12 protein-coding genes are annotated in these 17,502 nt (G+C 46.1%); 3 read left to right on the forward strand and 9 right to left on the reverse strand.

Annotation, left to right across the window (positions count from 1 at the left end; all coding sequences use genetic code 11):
* Positions 1-24 precede the first annotated feature (24 nt).
* Positions 25-1,236: a cysteine desulfurase CsdA gene (gene csdA, locus AB4484_RS07040; protein ID WP_017068522.1), complete on the forward strand. Its 1,212-nt coding sequence runs from the start codon at positions 25-27 to the stop codon at positions 1,234-1,236.
* Positions 1,237-1,450: 214 nt separating this feature from the next.
* Here csdA and csdE read toward each other — a convergent pair whose 3' ends face one another.
* From csdE to AB4484_RS07060, 4 genes are all read right to left on the reverse strand, one after another.
* Entirely contained in the window at positions 1,451-1,882 is a 432-nt protein-coding gene (gene csdE, locus AB4484_RS07045; protein WP_372077239.1) for a cysteine desulfurase sulfur acceptor subunit CsdE, read from the reverse strand.
* A 37-nt stretch (positions 1,883-1,919) separates the two neighbouring features.
* Positions 1,920-2,729 carry a tRNA cyclic N6-threonylcarbamoyladenosine(37) synthase TcdA gene (gene tcdA, locus AB4484_RS07050; RefSeq protein WP_065676375.1) on the reverse strand — a complete coding sequence of 270 codons (810 nt, stop codon included), beginning with the start codon at positions 2,727-2,729 and terminating at the stop codon, positions 1,920-1,922.
* 113 nt (positions 2,730-2,842) lie between these two features.
* Positions 2,843-3,955: a murein transglycosylase A gene (gene mltA / locus AB4484_RS07055; RefSeq protein WP_372077241.1), complete on the reverse strand. Its 1,113-nt coding sequence runs from the start codon at positions 3,953-3,955 to the stop codon at positions 2,843-2,845.
* A gap of 81 nt (positions 3,956-4,036) precedes the next feature.
* Complete coding sequence (locus AB4484_RS07060) at positions 4,037-4,510, reverse strand: DUF2850 domain-containing protein (RefSeq protein WP_050653300.1); 474 nt, start codon at positions 4,508-4,510, stop codon at positions 4,037-4,039.
* A 161-nt stretch (positions 4,511-4,671) separates the two neighbouring features.
* Here AB4484_RS07060 and argA point away from each other — a divergent pair, with 161 nt between their 5' ends.
* Together argA and AB4484_RS07070 are read left to right on the forward strand one after the other, a co-directional pair.
* Entirely contained in the window at positions 4,672-6,009 is a 1,338-nt protein-coding gene (gene argA / locus AB4484_RS07065; RefSeq protein WP_017065782.1) for an amino-acid N-acetyltransferase, read from the forward strand.
* 283 nt (positions 6,010-6,292) lie between these two features.
* Positions 6,293-6,484: a hypothetical protein gene (locus AB4484_RS07070; protein WP_050649790.1), complete on the forward strand. Its 192-nt coding sequence runs from the start codon at positions 6,293-6,295 to the stop codon at positions 6,482-6,484.
* A gap of 81 nt (positions 6,485-6,565) precedes the next feature.
* Here the strand turns inward: AB4484_RS07070 and recD are convergent, their stop codons facing one another.
* The 5 genes from recD to AB4484_RS07095 form a co-directional block, all read right to left on the reverse strand.
* Complete coding sequence (gene recD / locus AB4484_RS07075) at positions 6,566-8,776, reverse strand: exodeoxyribonuclease V subunit alpha (protein ID WP_372077244.1); 2,211 nt, start codon at positions 8,774-8,776, stop codon at positions 6,566-6,568.
* Entirely contained in the window at positions 8,776-12,450 is a 3,675-nt protein-coding gene (gene recB, locus AB4484_RS07080) for an exodeoxyribonuclease V subunit beta (RefSeq protein WP_372077245.1), read from the reverse strand. The genes recD and recB overlap by 1 nt, the downstream gene beginning before the upstream one ends.
* Positions 12,451-12,710: 260 nt before the next feature.
* Complete coding sequence (locus AB4484_RS07085) at positions 12,711-12,872, reverse strand: hypothetical protein (protein ID WP_248369424.1); 162 nt, start codon at positions 12,870-12,872, stop codon at positions 12,711-12,713.
* A gap of 6 nt (positions 12,873-12,878) precedes the next feature.
* Entirely contained in the window at positions 12,879-16,355 is a 3,477-nt protein-coding gene (gene recC, locus AB4484_RS07090; RefSeq protein ID WP_372077247.1) for an exodeoxyribonuclease V subunit gamma, read from the reverse strand.
* A 127-nt stretch (positions 16,356-16,482) separates the two neighbouring features.
* The gene (locus AB4484_RS07095; protein ID WP_372077249.1) at positions 16,483-17,433 is read right to left on the reverse strand and encodes a TDT family transporter; all 951 of its coding nucleotides are present in this window, start codon (positions 17,431-17,433) and stop codon (positions 16,483-16,485) included.
* Positions 17,434-17,502: the final 69 nt, after the last annotated feature.

Genomic DNA, 17,502 nt, shown 5'->3' on the forward strand with positions numbered 1-17,502 from the left:
TTCCAAGATTTTAGGTAAGAATAGATGCTTGATATCAATCACATCCGAGAGCAGTTTCCTGCGCTATCACAAACCATCAATCAACAACCATTGATTTACTTAGACAGCGCGGCAACGACACAAAAACCTCAGGTAGTTATTGATGCCATTAGCCAATATTACTCCAAACAAAATGCCAATGTTCACCGCGGTAGTCATAGTTTAACAGCGAACGCGACCAGTCAGTTTGAAGCAGCCAGAGATAAGGTCGCTCAGTTTATTGGAGCAAGCTCTTCAAAAGAGATCATCTGGACTCGTGGTGCCACCGAGGCGCTCAATTTAATTGCTCAAACTTACGCAAGAAGTACTCTTCAGCCTGGCGATGAGATCTTAGTGAGTGAAATGGAGCATCACGCTAACATTGTCCCTTGGCAAATTGTTGCACAACAAACCGGGGCTAAAGTCGTTAAAGTACCGATGACATCGGATTGCGAATTTGACCTAGTCGCGTTTGATACGCTTTTAAATGAACGAACCAAGATTGTTGCATTGGCTCAGATAACCAACGTGACAGGTTCTCGTCAGCCGATTGAAGCCGTCATCGAGAAAGCACACAAGATGAATGCAATTGTGGTGGTAGATGGCGCGCAAGGGATCGTTCATGAGCCTATTGATGTTGCTGCTTTAGGTGCGGATTTCTACGTATTCTCTGGGCACAAGCTCTATGCCCCTGCCGGTATCGGTGTGCTTTACGGCAAGCTTGAATTGCTCGAAGCGATGCCACCTTGGCATGGCGGCGGCAAAATGGTTGAGCGCGTCTCTTTCTCTGGCACTACTTTTTCAGAACTGCCTGGTAAATTCGAAGCGGGCACACCAAATGTGGCAGGAGCCATAGCACTAAGCACCGCAATAGAATGGTTAAGTGGCTTTGTACAACAAGATGTCGAAAATCATATCCACCAGCTACAACACGAGACTTATCTTGCGCTCAGTAAACTGGATGACATTCAGATTTTAGGGTATCAACCCAACGCAAGTGTGATTACTTTTGTGATGGATGGTGTTCACCATCAAGATATAGCGACTCTATTGGATCAGCAAGGGATCGCGGTACGTGCAGGGCATCATTGTGCTCACCCATTAATGGATGCACTTAATGTGAAAGGAACGGTTCGAATCTCATTTGGTATTTACAACAACATGGATGATGTTGAAAAGCTCGTAGCGGCGATAGAAAAAGCCGTTGATATGCTTTAGGGGATGGCGAGACTCAATTAGCAGTCATCATTCCAGAGCTAAGGAACGAAGTATCTGGAACCTCAAATAGCAAACCATCCAAACGAGATTCCCTATTACGCTCCTTCGTCGCTTTAGGGAATGACGAAACACAGTTAGAATTCGTCATTCCAGAACTGAGGAACGAAGTATCTGGAATCTCTTTAAAGCGCAACGATGAAAAGGTGTGAAACAATTACGAGTTAGCGAGGTTCTTGATTTGCTCAACAATCGCTTTTAATCCATTACCGCGAGATGGGCTAAGGTGGGTAATTAGACCGATTTGTTCAAAGTAACCATCAATATCGAACGCTTGAACCTGCTCTGATGTTTTTCCATCATACGCAGCCATTACTAATGCAATCAGACCGCGAACGATACGCGCATCAGAATCAGCACAAAAGTGCCAAACACCACCGATGTTCTGAGAAACCAACCACACTTGGCTTTCACAGCCAGAGACAATCACCTGCTCACTTTTCAGTTCATCAGGCATCGTTGGCAGTTTCTTACCCCATTGAATCACTTGGCGATAACGGTCTTCCCAGCCGCTGAATGTCTGCATTTTCGCGACAATATCATCACTGGTAATTTCAGTGCCGAATGGAGAGCTTGGGAATGTGGTCATTTTAATATCCAGTCGATTGTTAATTGAGTAGAAGACGTTACTTAGCGTGCTTTTGAATCAGCTTTTCGACGATACGTGAAACAGCCACAAAGCCAAACGTCGCTGTTACAACCGTTGCCGCACCAAAACCCGTCGCACAATCCATGCGTTTTGGACCTTCTGCTGTCGCTTTCGCAGCACATACACTGCCGTCAGCTTGAGGGTATTTCAGCTGTTCAGTTGAGAACACACAATCGATACCAAACTTACGTGCTGGATTCTTAGGGAAGTTATGATGACGACGAAGGGTATCTTTTAGCTTCTTCGCTAGCGGATCTTGAATCGTCTTAGTCAGATCAGCCACTTTGATTTGAGTGGGATCGATTTGACCACCCGCACCACCGGTGGTGATCACCTTAATTTTGTTGCTACGACAATATGCCAACAGTGAAGCCTTAGCTTTCATGCTATCAATCGCATCTAACACAAAGTCGAACTCTTTCGATAGGTATTCAGCCTGATTGTCTGGGCCGATGAAGTCGTCAACCAGGTTAACTTTACACTCAGGGTTAATCAGCTTAACGCGCTCTGCCATCACTTCAATTTTGCTTTTACCAACGGTACCCGACATTGCGTGGATCTGACGGTTGATGTTGGTCACACACACATCATCCATATCGATCAAAGTCAGCTCACCTAAACCAGTACGAGCAAGCGCTTCAACCGCCCATGAACCGACACCACCAATACCGATCACACACACGTGTGCTGCTCTAAGTATGTCGACTTCACTATTGCCATATAGGCGACGGGTGCCACCAAATCGTTGGTCATAGTTTTCTGAAGCTGGAGTGGTCAATTCACGCATTGTTGCCGCCAATTTATTTCTGAGAAAAAGAAAAGAGTGCGTTTTATACGCACTCTTGAATAAAAAGTCTAGGGGATTAGCGATTCGCTTTCAATGCCCTATTTTATTGTCGCTTACTCAACCTTTTCAGGAGGCAAAGCCCAAGGCGCTTCAGTTGCGCTGCCATCTAAACCGAGCTTCCACACACGACCAAAATGCTTGTAATGGCCCGCTTCTGTACCCGCTCGAGGGCCCATGCCGTGATAAAGGTCCAAATGGTTTTGCTTAACCGCGCCGCCCGTATCCAAAACCAATAGCAGTCTTAGTTGATGAGCGCCGCTCCAAGTACCATCAGCATTCAATAATGGAACCTCAGCAAGAATCGGCGTCCCCATTGGCAAGATAGAGCGATCGCCCGCAACCGCCGCCATAGGTAATAGAGGAATGCCCGCGCTACCCATCACAGATAGGTCATCTCTCGCTTCAAAAAACACGAAAGATGGGTTTTGCTCAAGCAGCTCTTTGACCACTTCAGGATCGTTTGCCAATACCCACTCTTTGATTGCTTTTAGCGACATTTTTTCGCGTGGAACTAAGCCTCGTTCAATCAAAACACGGCCAATGCTCACATAAGCTTTATTGTTCTTACCCGCGTAGGCGAAATACTGCAGCGTGTCATCATCACCGAAGTGTACAAATCCACTGCCCTGTACTTCCATCATAAATGGGTCGATACGGTTTGCTGAGTAACCTAACTCAAGGCCCTGACCTTCTAGTGCGCCGTTGTAAATCTCTTGGCGTGTTGGACACTCTTTACCACACTCAGGAAGCCCGTAAACAGGGTAACGATATTCTTCATTCGCTTCGTGGCGCAGTTCCATCACAGGAGAAAAGTAGCCAGTGAATAAAACATTGCCTTGCTTATCACCACCGCCTAGTTGAGCAGTTTGAACGCCAAAATTAGCGAGTTCGCTTGGATCTCCACTCAGCATCGCCCACTCATTGAGTTGTTGATAAAGCGGCTCATAGATTTTAGCCATCGAAGGGGATTTAGAAACCACCATCTCAGCTTGCTCTGCAAATGCGGTGTAGTCTCTTGGTTTATTGGATTCAACCTGATCGACCTTATTCAAGGTACGAGAAAATTCGTCATCAAGATGTTGTTGAGCAAGATCAGTGGGTTGAGCACAGCCAAATAGCAAAGAGGCAGCGACTAGGGGAAGCCATTTTTTAATCACAAGAGTCATCCTAAAAATTCTATGCATCGAGGATGACAAAAACAGTCAGATAACACAATCGTAGATTGTAAGAGTTTACAATAAGATAACCTATCGGACGGAGTTATCGATATGGCCTTTAAGGCGGAAGATGGGATTGTAGTGACTGTCAGAATCGAGCACCATTTCTGTATTGTCAGAATTGGTCATGCGGAAGCGATAGGTTTTATCACCCGCCTTGTATTCAAAGTAGTTACCGTCAAAGTCAAAGCTCGTCGAAACAACAGACCCACGAACTGATACACCATTAGCATTCAGAACAAACTCATCCGTCGCATAATGTGCAACATCCTGCTCTATCCAAGTACCGTATATCAGATTGTCGGGCGTCGCCGCATCTTGCACTCGGGAAAGCACATCGCCGAACAAAGAAACCACCGCAAACGAACCCACCAAAGCTAGAACCATTAAACAACGTTCAATGATCTTACGCTTCAACTTAGATTGATTGCGCTGATCAGCTTCGCTGTAGAGACCTTTGGTTATCTCATCGATTTTGTTGTTTGTCGCTGGAGCTTGTTGCATTCGGTGACTACTCATAAGGATGCTATGCGCATTCTACACTGAGACAGTTTATATATTGAAGCCTAGATAAGAATAGTTTGCGCTTTATTCCAAAAAGGTGTTGTTTACATTTGAATTTAAATGCTAAATTATCGAATAAATAAACAAAATGGACTTGTTCTGTGAAATTAAGAAGTACAGCGCTAGTAAAAGGTTTCAGACAATCAACCCCTTATGTCAATGCTCACCGTGGCAAAACCATGGTCATTATGCTGGGAGGCGAAGCCGTTGCCGACAGGAACTTTGGTAACATTATTAGTGATATAGCCTTACTCCACAGCCTTGGAGTAAAAATTGTTCTCGTTCACGGGGCAAGACCGCAGATCAACCAATTGCTCGCTAAGCAAGATTGCCATACGCCTTATCACAAGAATATTAGGGTCACTGATGAATATTCTCTGGGCGTCGCTATGCAGGCTGCTGGCCAACTACAACTTGCCATCACTGCTCGACTTTCGATGAGTTTAAACAACACCCCGATGGCAGGCACTCAACTCAATGTGATGAGTGGTAACTTCATTACGGCTCAACCGCTTGGCGTGGATGACGGTACGGATTATTGCCACAGCGGGCGTATTCGTCGAATCGATATCGAAGGGATCAATCGCACACTTGACCAAGGTTCAATTGTACTGCTTGGCCCTATTGCCAGCTCCGTGACAGGCGAAAGCTTTAACCTACTTTCTGAAGAGGTCGCGACCCAAGTTGCTATTCGTCTAAAGGCCGACAAGCTGATTGGCTTTTGCTCCGAACAAGGGGTAACAGATGAACGCGGTAATGTGCTCGCCGAACTCTTCCCAAAAGACGCCAAGCAAATTCTAGAACGATTAACGGAATCTCAAAACCCTGCCGAAGACATGAGCACAGGAACACTGCGCTTCTTGAAAGGAGCGATCTCCGCTTGTCGTGCCGGGGTGCCTCGTTGTCATCTAATCAGCTACAAGGTAGATGGCGCGTTAATCCAAGAATTGTTCTCTTTTGATGGTATTGGGACCCAAGTGGTTATGGCGAGTGCTGAGCAAGTAAGACAAGCTCAGATTGACGATATTGGTGGCATCTTTGACCTTATTCGTCCTTTGGAAGAACAAGGCATTCTTGTTCGTCGTTCAAGAGAACAATTGGAACAAGAAATTCACCGTTTTACGATCATCGAAAAAGACGGTCTGATTATTGGTTGCGCTGCACTATATGCGTATCCGGAAGATCACATGGCAGAGATGGCGTGTGTGGCGATTCACCCTGACTATCGCGATGGAAACCGTGGGCAATTGCTGCTGGATTACATGCGCCACCAATCAAAATCTCGTGATATCGACCAGATCTTTGTCCTTACTACGCACAGCCTTCACTGGTTCCGTGAACAAGGCTTTTACGAGATAGCGGTTGATGAATTGCCGATGGAAAAACAAGGGTTATACAACTATCAGAGAAACTCAAAGATCTTGGCGCTCAACGTATAAATAAAGTTTTGGAGCACAATCTCACTTCAGAAGAAAAATAATTGCAAATGTAATCGTTTTCTATATGAGATTTATCAACTATGCACTTTCACTCACACGTATAATTGTATAGAATTTAAACGCTTTAATAATCTTAACAAATGTTTTTATTGGAATTGCCATCTCGATAGTCATATCGAACTCATTGAGGTGGTCACTGCACGGATTGCTATACCCGTTGACGGTCAGCACGCTAACATTAGCTCTGCTCGTTAATATAAACAGCAAAAAGAGCAACATTGATATGAGAACCATTGTTTGTAACTCGCTGCAAAGTTTTTGGGATATGGCTGATAACCAATTCTTAGAAGGGCTAGACGTACACTGCGTGTTCCCTGTTAGCGAGAATCTAAAAGAGTTTATTTTGAATTGCCAAGCAAAATACAAGATAAACCACATATCGTTTACTCGAGCGTTTTTAAGCAAAGAGCCTTAATAACGTTCAAAGCAACCAGGGATGGTTGCTTTGTGTTTATCTAGTTCTAAGTGCAAGCCCTTCTCTAGCGTCCATTATCGACTAATTCGTTAAACGACTGCCTAAACCACTCACTCGCTCTGTTTTCACCTTAATCCCACGCTTCAACACGTTGGTATCGCTGAACATCATCAGTCGTTTCTTCGCACGTGTAATACCGGTATAGATAAGCTCCCGCGTTAAAATAGGGCTGAAATCTGGCGGCAAGATCATTAAGGTCAGATCAAATTCACTACCCTGAGATTTATGTATCGTCATTGCATAAGCTGTTTCATGATCGGGAACTCGGCTTGGCAGCACGGCTTTCACACTGCCATCTGGCAACTCAAAATAGACCTTCAAACGAGGGGTTAAGTCAGGTTGACTAGAATCCGCCTCAAGCATACAGATACCAATATCACCATTATACAAACCCAAGCCATGATCATTTCGAGTCACCATGACAGGTCGCCCGTGATACCACAGCTCATCATTATGAGGGCTCACCAAACGCCTTGCGGCCAGTGCTCTTTCAATTCTGTGGTTGAGGCCTTTAACACCAAAATCCCCTTCACGAATGGAACACAACAGTCGGCATTGGCTGAACAAATCGAGCACTGATTTTGCGCGTGCTTCTTGAGTTTCTAACTCTTCCAACGGCGCATTCATTCTATTGAGGTACGCACCATACTCGTTAACCAAAGTACGCAGCATCAAGTTATAGCTGTCGCTCGATAGAGGATGATTTTCGATATCGCCAAAACCTTTGGCAAACACTTGATCTACTTGATTCGCAGAACCATTATTGATTGCTTTTGCCAGCTGACCAATACCGGAACGCGCATCGAAACGATAACTCTTCTGCAGCATACACAAGCTGTCTGCAATCGCAGGCGAATTCACCGCTCCAGCTTTGTCTTGTCTTGGATTAGCGATCGCATCAAAGCCTGTCATCTCCGCAATCAAATTGCCTTGCGCTGCGCTGTACCCTGCAGAGTTGAATGAACAGATATCACCGAGCACAGCACCTGCCTCTACTGAAGCGAGTTGGTCTTTATCACCCAACAAGATAAGCCTTGCGTGCTCCGGAAGTGCATCCACCAGCTTATACATCATCGACAGATCAACCATCGAAGCTTCATCCACGACCAAGATATCAAGGTGGAGTGGATTGCGTCGGTTATGCCTAAACTCAGCACGGTTAGGAATCGCGCCGAGTAATCTGTGTAACGTGCTCGATTCAGTTGGTATGTTGGCTTTTACTTCAGGCGCTAATGGCAGCTGTTCAATCGCTTTGCCAATCGACTCGGTTAAACGCGCCGCTGCTTTACCCGTCGGTGCCACCAGTTTAATCGTCGGTGTTTTACCTTGGCTGAGCGATTGCTCGACCATCGCCGACAGTAATTTGGTTACTGTGGTCGTTTTACCGGTACCCGGCCCACCGGAAATCACCGCAAAGCGACGGCTCAGCGCCACCGCTGCCGCGACTTTTTGCCAGTTCAAACATGCTGATAACGGCACCAAACTGTCTAGAACATCTAAGTCCGTCACTTGCTTAGCTTGCACAACCGCTTGGTCGATTGCGCCCCAATCTAGAGCCTGCTCATTCACAATATCAAGATGGTCACACACCAATTGTTGACGTAATACCTGAGACGTTTGTTGGCTTGCTTCGGCCTTGGCTAAGGCGTTAAACAGAAAGTGATAGCTACGTGCAAAAAGCTGATTGAGCGTTTCAGTCAGTGCCTTCTTCTGTTCAGTATTGAACTCTACTGGCTTACTTAAACGGTTTAAGGTCTCAGCCAACACAACTTCGTAGTTCCAATAACGCTGTAAGTAGACACGCTGTCCATCAAACATCAGCGGCTTAACACAGTCATTGGTTGTACCTACTAGGTTTGACGATTGAAGTACCGCCACCCAATCAATACCTAATAACTTTTGATTCAATTGCAGGGCAGTTTCACCGTACAACCCAAGTAACTGAGCAAGATCCGCCGTTTGTTCAGGGCCTACCGTATACTGCTGTATAAGCTGAGTACAAATATGCCCCTTGCCCAACTCATGGCTCACCAACCCAGCGAGAAAACCGATCTCTTGAGAATGACTCGTGGCTTGCTGCGAAATAAAACGGGCAAACTGATAATCCAGCTGATGAATCGAGCCCTTATCCGCAAGGAACTTGAGTACATCCATGAGCTGTTCAGGGATAAGTGAAACTGGCTTTACAGAGTTCGCTGCTTCTACGCTGGTATTAGTGGTCGTCGTTGTCATTATAAAAGCCCCATCTGTCCAGTTTCATCGTCATTCAATAGTGCTGAACGTCTGTCTATCACTTTACCGTCAATCAATTGATCCATTTCATCGAGCAAAGCCAATGTTGGTTTAGCCGAGAAAACACCTTGTTGTGATTGGCCATCCATTCCTCTTAGGAACAAGTAATAAACCCCACCGAAATGTTGTTCATAACTGTAATCTGCAACGCGACTGCGTAGGAAGCGGTGCAATGCCAACGCATAGATTTGATATTGAAAATCGTAACGGTGGTCGGCCATAGCCGATTTCAATGCCTCACCATGGTAGACGGCAACGTCATCACCTAAATGATTCGATTTCCAGTCGAGGACATAGTATTTACCTTGGTGCTCGAACACCAAATCGATGAAGCCTTTCAACATGCCTTGCACGGTTTGGAAGCCAAGGTCACCCGCTTTTGCTGATAGCGGATCGTGATACTGAATGGTTTGATTCAATTCAGATGCGGCTAACACTTCGATCGGCAACAAGAATTCCATCTCGACCAATCGTTGCGTTGAGTCTTTCTCGCTTAGCTTTAAGTTCTTACCATCTAACGCGGTGTTCAGCACCGTATCAACCAGTTGTTGAAGCACGGGCAGCCACTCGAGTTCGTATTGTTCTGACTCTAATAAGTGAGTGATTACTTGCGTGTTGTGTTCGCTGGTTGCAGGCTCGGTAAATTCAACATCCTCAAACAAGGTGTGCAAGAAAGTACCAGGGCGAGCGCCGCGAGGGAACGTGAATATAGAACGTTCAGGTTCAATCAATTCCGACTCGTCTTGTTCATCCGCCGAGTCAATATCGAAGCCAGACACCTCAATCGTGGCATCATGACTTGCGCCGTGACTGCCTTGTTTTACAAGTCCCGAGTAACTGGTAATTCGCCAAGCTCTGTCAATTGAAGCTTTCAGTTCATTGGCCTGTAAGTCGTCACTCACTTGCTCTGTTTGTACAAATACGTGCTCGTGAGCAGTCGGAGTTTCAGACAGTAGTACACTTGAATTCTTACCCTCAATTGCCGATAGAGCTTGATGCAACTCGGCGATGCCTTGCTCTTGTCCGTTTTGAACCAAATAGCCCATGGCACTCAAGTGAACGCCAGTTGGTTCTTTGGTTGAACGCCCTTTACGCAGCGGTGCCATGCCAATGAAACATCCATAAACAGCACGAGTCAGCGCCACGTAAATCAAACGTAGGTCTTCCGCTAGTCGCTCTTTGTCGGCTTGTGCTAAGGCACTGTCGCTACCAGTAATGTCCAGTACTGTGGTATCGGAATCATGGTCGTAGAACTTACCTTCACTCGCTTCACGGTAGCTAGCGACAAACGGCAGGAATACGAGATCATATTCCAGCCCCTTCGACTTATGAATGGTAACGATTTGAACCAAGTTTCTTTCTGATTCAAGGCGTTGAATGTCGTCATCACTGCCACCTAAACCATTTTGTGCATCTGATATCGCTTCTGCCAACCAACGCAACAAGCCATAGTCACTGTCGAGTTCTTGTCTTGCTTGTTGCAACAATTCGCCAATGTGCATTAAATCAGTGAGTGAGCGCTCACCATTTTCTTCTTCCAGTAAGCGTTCCGCGAGATGCCTTTTACTGATCACGCTGCGCAGCATGGGTAACACACCACGTTGCAGCCACAACTTACGGTATTCTCGAAATTCGTTAACGACGTTTTCCCACACCACTTCGTCATTGTTGAGTTCATCCAATGAAGCCGCATCCAGAGCAAACAACTCTGAGGCCAAACTAGCGCGTAATGCACGATCATTTTCTGGTGTCAGCACCGCTTGCAACAAGCGTTGAATATCTTGCGCGACCAAGCTGGTAAACACACTGTCTCGGTTGGATAAATACACGCTCGCGATGCCTTGCTCCGATAGCGCGTTCTTGATCAAGCGACCTTCACTACCGGTTCGAACCAAAACAGCAATATCACCCGCATTCACGGCATGTTGTTTTTTGCCGTTATCAAAATAGGCTTGTTGATTTTGAGAAGCGGTCAAAATGGTTTGAATTTGACTCGCGGTCGCCTCAGCCATTGCTTTGTGATATTCGCCTTTCGGCAATGGCTTATCTTCCGCTTCTTGTAGCCAAAAGGTCAGTGCATGCTGGGTTTCTCCGTTCATCACCCATTGGCGTTTATCAGCCGATGGGCTAGCAGCAACGGGTAAGAATGGAATGTCTTGATCGTAGATAAACGGGCTATCCGAATTCATAAACACTTGGTTTACCGCGCTGACCATATCAGCACTCGAACGCCAGTTAGTGCCTAACGTATAGTGAGCACTAACTTGGTTTCTTGCCTTGATGTAAGTAAAGATATCCGCGCCACGGAAACCGTAGATAGCCTGTTTCGGGTCACCGATCATAAACAGACCGCATTGCGGGTTATCAAGGTAGATTCGGCTAAAAATACTGTATTGAAGCGGATCGGTATCTTGGAATTCATCGATCATCGCCACCGGGTATAAGGTGCGGATTCTCTCCACCAGCAATGATTGCTCATCGACATCAATCGACGCTGATAACTGAGTCAACAAATCATCAAATGATAGCCACTGCTTCTGCTGCTTAGCCTTAGCTAACATAGTTCGACAATGAGTAATCGCATGCGCCAGCAATGGAGCTTTTAGATCTGCAGGAGAGTTTAGGAATTCCTCAATCGCCTCAAACACCGCGTGCTGAGGCGCAGTGCCTTTTGGTGTTTTTTCAATTAACGTGGCTTGTGAAAACTTCTCTAGTTTATCTGGAAACTGGTAATCGTGGGTGTCGCTCTGCGCCCATGCTGTTACCACTTCTAACCAAGTCGCCAGAGACTTCTTAGTGTAGCTGCGCTTGTTCACATCTGAACCTGAAATCAAAGCCAAAAAGTCCGCTTCAGATTCACACCACAGCGCTTTAAGTTGCTTCACTTTATCTAGGTTTTGATTGTGTAGAGTTTGCAGGTCGCCCGACATAGCATCTACCGTTAATTTCAGCGGAGATCCTGTCAGATAACGATTTACGTCTGCTAATAGCGAAGCGGGAGAACCCCAGATATTACGAACCTCACCAGCCAGTTGAATGGGCAGCGGGTAGAACTGTTTACGCCAATAGTCGGCAACCACTTGCGCTTTTAGGTGGCTTTCATCGGTCACAAATTCATTATCAAAGCGGCTGCCAGATTCGAAGGCATTTTGAGTCAACATTCGCTGACAGAAACCGTGAATGGTGTAGACCGCTGCTTCATCCATTTGTCTTTCAGCATTAAGCAGAGTTTTAGCTGCGCCAGCATGATCATCGATGGCTTGTAGCAAAGGAGCAATCACTGGGTCATCACTTTGCCCACGTGCAAACGCAATACGTGCATCATGGATTCGAGCACGGATACGATCTCGCAGCTCAGCCGTTGCCGCTTCAGTAAAGGTCACCACCAGAATTTGGTCTACGGTTAGTGGCTCATGGTGTCGTGTGGCTTCCGTCAGATCACCTTGCGGCGCAGCAGTACCGTGCCCCAGCAGTAAGCGCAAATACAAGCCAGCAATGGTAAATGTCTTACCCGTACCCGCCGATGCTTCAATTAAACGCGCGCCATGAAGTGGAAACGTCATGGTATCGAGTGTTTTTGGAGCGATTACCTGAACACTGCTTGTGGTCGTCATGCCTTACTGCCTTTTGATAGATGAGTCTGTTAAAAATGTGACTATTGCTATAAATGTGACCTAGCGTGGAAAACGTCATTCAATTTACGTCCTGCGCTAATTTGTTAATAGTTAGTGCGATCTCTCTCACGGATCAATTCGGATCGCCTCGCTACTATGCGCCCACGAGTTCAGGAGCGCGTACGAGTTTTGTACTTTACGACGTTACTTTGAACCACAGAATAATGGTCCCTCTGACCTGTGGCCGTACAGCGAACGCCCTACACTAATAATGATTTACTGGCGGCCACTTTATTTCCTGTACCTTGCTTACCTTCACCTTGATTCCCTTCAACTGGAAAGTAAGCATCCCAAATGCTGACCAGCGACTCTCTTTTGTCTTTCATTAATTCAGCGAACTCGTTATTGATCTTGTCGATCACAGCCACCTACTCCTGATCTTCCAGATCGGCTGCAGCCAACCTTGCCGCCTGCAGCACAAGTGTCGAGTACATACGTGATTGAGCAGCCAGTTCATCATCCCACTTAGGCCAAATTCGTGAGATGTAGGTATCTCTGCCCTCGCCCGTAAAGGCGAAGCTATCATTAAAGGTATCGGCCATTTTCTTGAGTGACTTCTCTTCATCATCGACCCACTTACCACGACTAAAACCCGCTTCAACACCTGCTAATGCGGTTTTCGGAAAATAAGGCAATGGCGCTGTCATGCCTTGGTAAAACAGTCGCACTAACTCAGCTAATATACTCTTCGCTTGCTGTGCATCGCCGATAGGCTGTAGCGTTTGGTGAACCACGCCCTCTTTTCTGTCATAGCCAATAATATGGGTCGTTTTTCCGTGTCCCATAACAGCGCAGGATAGATGATCAATCCACGCTGCCAAGTAATCTTGAGAGCGTATTTTTCCGCTACGGAAACGCACTAGACCCGATTGATAGTTTTGAGTTAACCACCCCATCAAGCGAACAGGCTTACCTTCGCCCAACACATCAAATTCGATATTAACTTCGAGATCTTGTTGCGGCGAACCACTCACAAATCGAATCTCTTTGGCTAAGTCTTCCGCTTGAACACGGTTGGTTTCAAACTCGATATCACCAAAGGCGCCGACCGGTAATCGACCCTGTGCTTTTTGCTCAGAGACAAACAGTCTCACCGCTTCATCTGCACCTTCTGGGTGATCCAGCAACACTTGCAGCAGCGCATCTTTAAGTTGGAAGCTCTCTAGTCCATTGAGTACGAATGGTTCATCGTCTTCCATTACTGGAAGTGGCGGTTCAAACACCACTTTGAGACGACGATTAAAGAAGTACTGCACCGGTAAGCGCCAGAAACGCTGCAACTCAACCAAGTCGAGTTCTAACGGATACGTTGCACCCAACAAATAGTCGTCCAATGCGCGATTGAACTCACCACTGCGTTCACCGGAACGGTTAGCCGCAGGTAACCACTCTTTGGCATAACTCAATACATGGCTCGCATCACCTTGAGTAAACGCAGCGGGGCTGAACGGTGTCATGGTGTGCTCAAAGCTGATCGCTTGAGTTAGGTTGATACCAGAATCGTCACTTGGTAGTGCTTGGTCTTCACTTAGGCAGTAGTTCTGTTGGCAGTACTCAATCAATTCAGATACCAACACCGACGGCACTCGCTCGGTATTATCTTGAATCGAACGGCCGACATAGCTGATGTATAAACACTCTTGTGCTGACAGCATTGCTTCTAGGAATAGATAACGGTCATCATCACGACGAGAACGATCACCCGGTCGTGTGCGTCCGTTCATCAAGTCAAAACCTTCTGGCGGCATTGAACGAGGGTAAACCCCATCATTCATACCCAATAAACAGACAGTCTTAAACGGAATAGAACGCATCGGCATCAGGGTACAAAAGTTCACTTGTCCCGCTAAGAAACGCTGGCTAATACGCGCACCAGATAACTTATTATTGAGGTACTGGTAGATAATGCTTGGTGACAACTCTTGCTCATACAAGGCATCATCAAGCTGTTCATTCAGTTGTGAAAGTGCATCACGAATCGACTTAAGCACCACCTCACCTTCCAGCTCAACCGCAAAGAAATCATCAATCATTTGCAGCAATGTTTCACGCCACATATCGATAGATTGTGTTTTAGTTAAGCGTTGACGATAATGGGCAATACGATCGATAAAGTGCGCTAACTTACCAGCAAGTTCGGCGTTAATACCCTGAACTTCATTGTAAGCGGCAATTGGAGAGTGTTCTGTTTCAAACAAGCCCGCAGAGTCCGACATCGCATAGCCCAATAACATGCGCTGAATACCAAATAGCCAGGTATTTTGCTCGGTTGCAGGTAGATCAAATTCCGTTGCGGTAGAAGAGTCGACACCCCAACGGATGCCCGCTTCTTCAACCCATTGCTTGGCTTGCTCGAATTGAAACTCATCAATACCAAAGCGCGCCATCATTGCAGGGATTTCTAACAACTCTAGCAACTCAGACGCTAAACAACGCGTATTCGGTAGCGCGACCAGCTGCATGAACGCTGTCAGTATCGGACTTTCTTGGTCGGCGGTTCTATCTGAGATTGAATATGGGATATAGCGTTCACCCGGGGCATTACCAAATACCGCCTGAATCGCTGGGCTATAAGCATTAATGTCAGACACCATCACGATGATATCGCGTGGTTTCAGGGTCGGGTCAGCATCAAACATGGCCAACAGCTGATCATGAAGGACTTCAACCTCACGCATTGGGCTGTGACACGCATGTACTGTCAGAGAACGATCGCCAAGCTCAACCACCTGTTTATGGTGGCTGGAATCTAAGATGTGGTCGTCTTGATGTTCTTCTAACTGGAGAATATCGGCTTGTAGTTGATGAAGTAGATTATCTCTCTCAACATCAATAAAGAACTCGTGCTCTTCGCTGTCTGATTGAGATAGCAAGAACAGGTTATCCCTGCCTAATTTACCCATAGACGCCAGTAAGCTATTACCAACAGCTTGGCTGGTATGCAGTTCGTCTTCAACATTGGCTTCAATACCATCTTTCAATGGTGAGGCTTCGCCTTCAAGAAGAGGTAAACCATCAACCAGAGCAAACTGCTTGCGGCGCTGTGCTTCGACTCTCGCCAAGTATTTACGGTCACGAATATCACCCCAGTAATACTGACAAGGGTTGGTAAACATCAAGTGCACATCAATCTGCTCACCCAGTGCTTTCAACGCGTCCATATAACGAGGAGGCAGCGAAGAAATACCAAACACAAATAAGCGCTTAGGCAAATGTTGCAGCTGGCCTTGTTGATTGGCTAGCGCTTCAATAAAGTCATGGTACAAGTTACCACGGTGGTATTTAGATTGGCCTTGGGACAGAGTTTGCTCATAGAGCGCTTGCCACAAAATCGGTTGCCAAGGGTGCTCTTGCTGCCCTTCCTCATCGATAAGTTCTGCAACGGGCTCTCCCGCTTCCCACATCGCCATCCATTCAGGTCGATACACCAAATAACCATCGAAGATATCGGCAATTTTTTCTGCCAATTGGTACAACTTCGAATCATCTTCGTCGTTTTCAAGATAGCGCTGTAAAGGAAGAAAATCAGGGTGGTCAAGCTTAGCGGGTAGCAAACTCATCAGCTTCCACGTCATCGCTTCTTTGTTAAAAGCACTGCGTTTAGGAACATCAGGAAGCACTTGGGTAAACATATCCCAAATGAAGGTTGCAGGAAGTGGGAAATCGATATTTGCTGCTACGCCAAACTCTTTGGCGAGTTCCATCTTAAGCCATTGAGACATACCTGGGCTCTGAACCAAGATCTGCTCTTTTTCGAAGGGATTGGCTAAAGGGTCACTTTTGATTAAGTGAACGAGAAGGATTTTTAAAGTATCAACTTTATTGGAATGGTAAACAGTAAACAAAGTGCACTCACGCTAATCTTGCCACAATATAAAGCCAGATTAGCATAAGTGCCGTATTTGGATTAGGAATATAAGCTTATGAAATACTGAAAACTTAAGGTCCGTTTATCTTTTGAACTAATGCGGATTACAATTTACCGCTTACCGAACTTAGAACACGATGTGGTTTGTAGTTCATGTAGTAACGAACAGCGACATAACCTACCACCAACGTCGCAACAATCAGCTCTAAATAAGCTAGGTTAAACACTTGGTTAATGTAATGCGCTTCAATGCCTTGTGCTTGCATCCACGCAGCCAATTTAAACAAGGCTGTTGCACCAATCACAATTGGGAAGGTAAACGCTGCATAGCCAGGGCTGAATGGCAGACGAAGTAGTTTGAAAAACGCCATGTAGATAATGAACGTCATCAACACTGCAATACCAAATAACAAACCAATGATCACTGGTGAAGGATCTGCTGAAACCGTTAGGTATCCTGCTAGAGATAGACTTGCAGGTGCAGCCATAATCGCAATGGTAGGTTTCGCTGCGTCAGGCACTTCATGAGAGAAGATCAAACGGTAGATCATCACAGGTAACATTACCGCATAAATCAACAGACCAAAGACCAAAACAGCGTTTGCCACAGGCTCTAGAGTCGGGTTACCAGAGAAGGAAACATCCGCAACAATAATACCGATTGGTGGCACAAACCAGCTTGGCACCATGTGGTGGATCTCAAACTGTTTTGCTCTGTGGTATAGGAAGCTCACCAAGAACACCACGTGCAATGCCACAGATGCCAACCAAACACTTTCGCTGAGGAAGGTCGAAATTGGTGCCAAAGAAGCAGAAACAACCATACAACCCATCGCAAACGTTGGTACAACACTTCCCACGACTGGGTGAGCAAGATCTGCACGCAATAAATGTCCGTGAATCAAAAACTTCACAGCCAAAACAAGAAGCAAACATCCAGCAATCGCTGCGCTTACCCATTGAACCAAACCCGGTGTATGTAAGATATCTTGTGATACTAATACACCATCCCAGCACCAGCCTAAGCTTGCGATTGCTAGTGCTAACCCTGCCATGGGTGTTGGAGCTCCTGTTAATCTATATTTAATACGTTGAATCATGTCAGCCTCTCTTAAACTTAATTC

The sequence above is a fragment of the Vibrio sp. 10N.261.46.A3 genome, assembly GCF_041472995.1.
Classification (GTDB): Bacteria; Pseudomonadota; Gammaproteobacteria; order Enterobacterales; family Vibrionaceae; genus Vibrio; species Vibrio coralliirubri.